Raw genomic sequence first — 2,993 nt, 5'->3', positions numbered from 1 at the left:
AATCCGTTTCGCGCTTAATCTTGGGCAGCAGCCTGTCGCGGTGTGACCAATACATGCACCGTCGTGTTTGATCGGCCGGCTCGGACTGCAGGATTTGCAAGATGGGAGCGCAGAGAAGGGGATGGCTCCTGGCCGCTCTAGCACTACTTTGGCACTTTAAAACTGAGTGCGCGATCCCATCTTCCAAACATGCAATTGGGAACTGCTCTTTTTCTGCCGCGTGACATCGACGCTGACCTCGACCACTGGCTTGAACCCTTCCTCGCCGTGACCGGGCGCAGCACGCGGCGCAAGATGGCACCGCTGTATGTGCGCGGGCTGCTGGGCTCAGGCGGGCGCAAGAGCGTCCAGCCGATGGCCGAGCGGCTCGGCTTGGCGGGGCACGACCAATTGCACCATTTCATCAGCAGCCGGGCCTGGGATGACGCGCCGCTGTGGCGCGTGCTGGCCGAACAGGTCGACCAGCAGATCGGCGGTGAGGATGCCGTGCTGGTGGTCGACGCCTCGGGTATTCCCAAGAAAGGCGATCTCTCGCTCGGCGTGGCGGGGCAATACTGCGGCGAGCTGGGCAAGGTGGCGAACGCTCAGGTGCTGGTCACGCTGACGCTGGCGCGTGGCGAGGTGCCGCTGCCGGTCGGGCTGCGGCTGTTCCTGCCGTCCGTCTGGACGGACGATCCGGCGCGCTGCGAAGAGGCCGGGGTGCCGGAGGCGGCGCGCATGGCGCAGAGCAAGCCTGAGATCGCACTGGCCGAGATCGACCGGGTGCGCGAAGCCGGTCTGCGCTTTTCCTGCGTGCTGGCCGATGCCGGGTTCGGCAGCAGCCCGGACTTCCGCCGTGGGCTCGCTGAACGCGCACTAACCTGGGCGGGCGGCATCGCCTGCACCCAGCTTGTCTATCCGGCCACGGTCAAACTGCGTCCGGCGTACACGCCGAGCGGGCGGCCCGCCAAGCACCCGCGGCCCAACCGGCCACCGCGCTCGGCGAGCGAAATGCTGGAGGCGCCGCGCTGGCGTCGCATCACCTGGCGCAACGGCACCAAGGGCCCGCTCAATGCCCGCTTCGCCGCGGTGCGGGTGCGCGTGGCGGATGGGCCGGTCAACGTCGAGGGCATCCGCCTGCCGGGCGAAGAGCTCTGGCTCATCGGCGAATGGCGCGACAGCGGCGAGAAGAAGTATTACCTCAGCAACCTGCCGAAGCAGACCTCGCTGCGGCGGCTGGTCGCCACCGTCAAGGCGCGCTGGTCCTGCGAGCAGGTGCATCAGCAACTCAAGCAAGAGCTTGGGCTCGGTGACTTCGAAGGTCGATCCTGGACCGGGCTGCATCGGCACGCATTGATGACCTGCATCGCCTTTGCCTATCTGCAACACCGGCGCCTGAAAGCTGCGGGGCGGGGGAAAAAAGGTGGTGCCCAACGGGCCACCGCCGCAGCCGTCGCTGCCTGAGATCCGCCGCGCCATCATCGCCAGGCTGTTCGCTCCGCCGGCAATCCCTTATCGTTGCCCCCACTGCCACAGGCGGATTCTTCAACACGCTTCCAAAGTGCCAAGGTAGTGCTAATTGTCAGGTTGCGGAACATTGTTGGGACCCGGTGGGGCATGCTATTGCCACCTACGGCTACCTGTTTGAGGGTCTGACCCAAGCCCGACAGAGGGAGGTCTGAGCGATGCTGCAGATCCATCCGAACGCCCGCACCACGCCCGTCACCCGCGCCGAGATCGCTGGCTCCCACGAGCGCAGCGGCATCCTCGCTGAGCGCTATGGCGTCTCCACCGAGACCATCCGCAAGTGGCGCAAGCGGGGTGCGGCAGACTGCCTGGACCATTCGGCGCGACCGCACCAGTTGGCCTGGAAGGCAACCGAGGAGGAGCGCGCCATTGTCTGCACCTTGCGCCGGATCACCAACTTCGCGCTCGATGACCTGACGTTTGTCATCACCCATTTCCTGCCCCATCTCAACCGCGACAGCATTTGGCGTATCCTCAAGGCCGAAGGGCTGAACCGTCGCCCCAAGCCAGTCTCGACACAACCCGCCAAAGGCAAAGGCACCTTCAAGGACTATGACCTCGGCTTCGTGCATATCGACATCAAGCACCTGCCCAAGCTGCAGACCGCCGATGGCGAGCGGCGCAAGCGCTATCTCTACGTCGCCATCGACCGCCGCTCGCGCTCGGTCCATCTCGCCGTCAAGGACGACGAAACCGAAGCCAGTGCCATCGCCTTCCTGCGCGAAGCCGCCGCTGCCTTGCCCTTTCACATGACACATGTATTGACAGACAACGGCAGCTGCTTCACCCAGGCCTTTGCCAAGGTCTGTGCCGAGCTCGGGGCAGACTATCGCCATATCAAGCCGCGTACGCCACAAACCAATGGCATGGTCGAGCGCTTCAATGGCCGCATCGTTTCCGAAGTGCTCGCCATCACCGTCTATTCGCACGCTCAGCTCGAACAGCTCCTGCGCGGCTTCAATGCCGCCTACGACGCCCGTCGGCAGCGGGCGCTGGACGGCCAGACACCCGATCAGGTCGTCGCTGAGCGGCTCACCGCCAAGCCCGCCCTGGCCAAAGCCAAGCCCTCCGGACGCGCCGGTCCCGGTGACATCATCAAGGCCCGCCTGATCGCTGAAAACGCCAAGGAGGTCTCGCAACCGGACACCTAGCATTACAGTTGCGCTTTTCGCTTCAGATGCGAACGTTGTGCGGCGGCTTGGTGCGCGCGTCGCCAGCATGACCAGGCGATGACATGGGCAGGCTGGATGCGTCGCTGCGCAAGACGGACAGCGATGCGCCGGATTTCCTGGATCGACCAGCGGATGAGGCCCGGGACGTCCGGGTGAGCCGGATCAGGGTTTTTGGGGGTGGTGCCGCATTTGCCCTATGGCGGATGACCGCCAGCATGGCGAAGGCGAGCATGACCAGCGAGACGTGGCGGTGCCAACCGTGCCAGGAGCGGGTTTCATTGTGGTCGAGACCGAGTTCGTTCTTCGCCGTCTCGA

The 2,993-nt window shown here is 65.0% G+C and carries 1 protein-coding gene and 2 pseudogenes; 2 read left to right on the top strand and 1 reads right to left on the bottom strand.

Annotation, left to right across the window (positions count from 1 at the left end; all coding sequences use genetic code 11):
• Positions 1 to 189 precede the first annotated feature (189 nt).
• A pseudogene (locus VJS90_RS02740) lies at positions 190 to 1,440 on the top strand (IS701 family transposase); the annotation flags it as partial.
• A gap of 224 nt (positions 1,441 to 1,664) precedes the next feature.
• Positions 1,665 to 2,657: a DDE-type integrase/transposase/recombinase gene (locus tag VJS90_RS02735; protein ID WP_414704890.1), complete on the top strand. Its 993-nt coding sequence runs from the start codon at positions 1,665 to 1,667 to the stop codon at positions 2,655 to 2,657.
• A gap of 178 nt (positions 2,658 to 2,835) precedes the next feature.
• Here the strand turns inward: VJS90_RS02735 and VJS90_RS21805 are convergent.
• Positions 2,836 to 2,993 (bottom strand): annotated as a pseudogene (locus tag VJS90_RS21805) (IS701 family transposase); the annotation flags it as partial.

It is taken from the genome of Pseudomonas sp. (assembly GCF_035277045.1).
Taxonomy (GTDB): domain Bacteria; phylum Pseudomonadota; class Gammaproteobacteria; order Pseudomonadales; family Pseudomonadaceae; genus Aquipseudomonas.
Note: the sequence above shows the minus strand (reverse complement) of the source record. Positions and strands in the feature narration are given on the sequence as shown.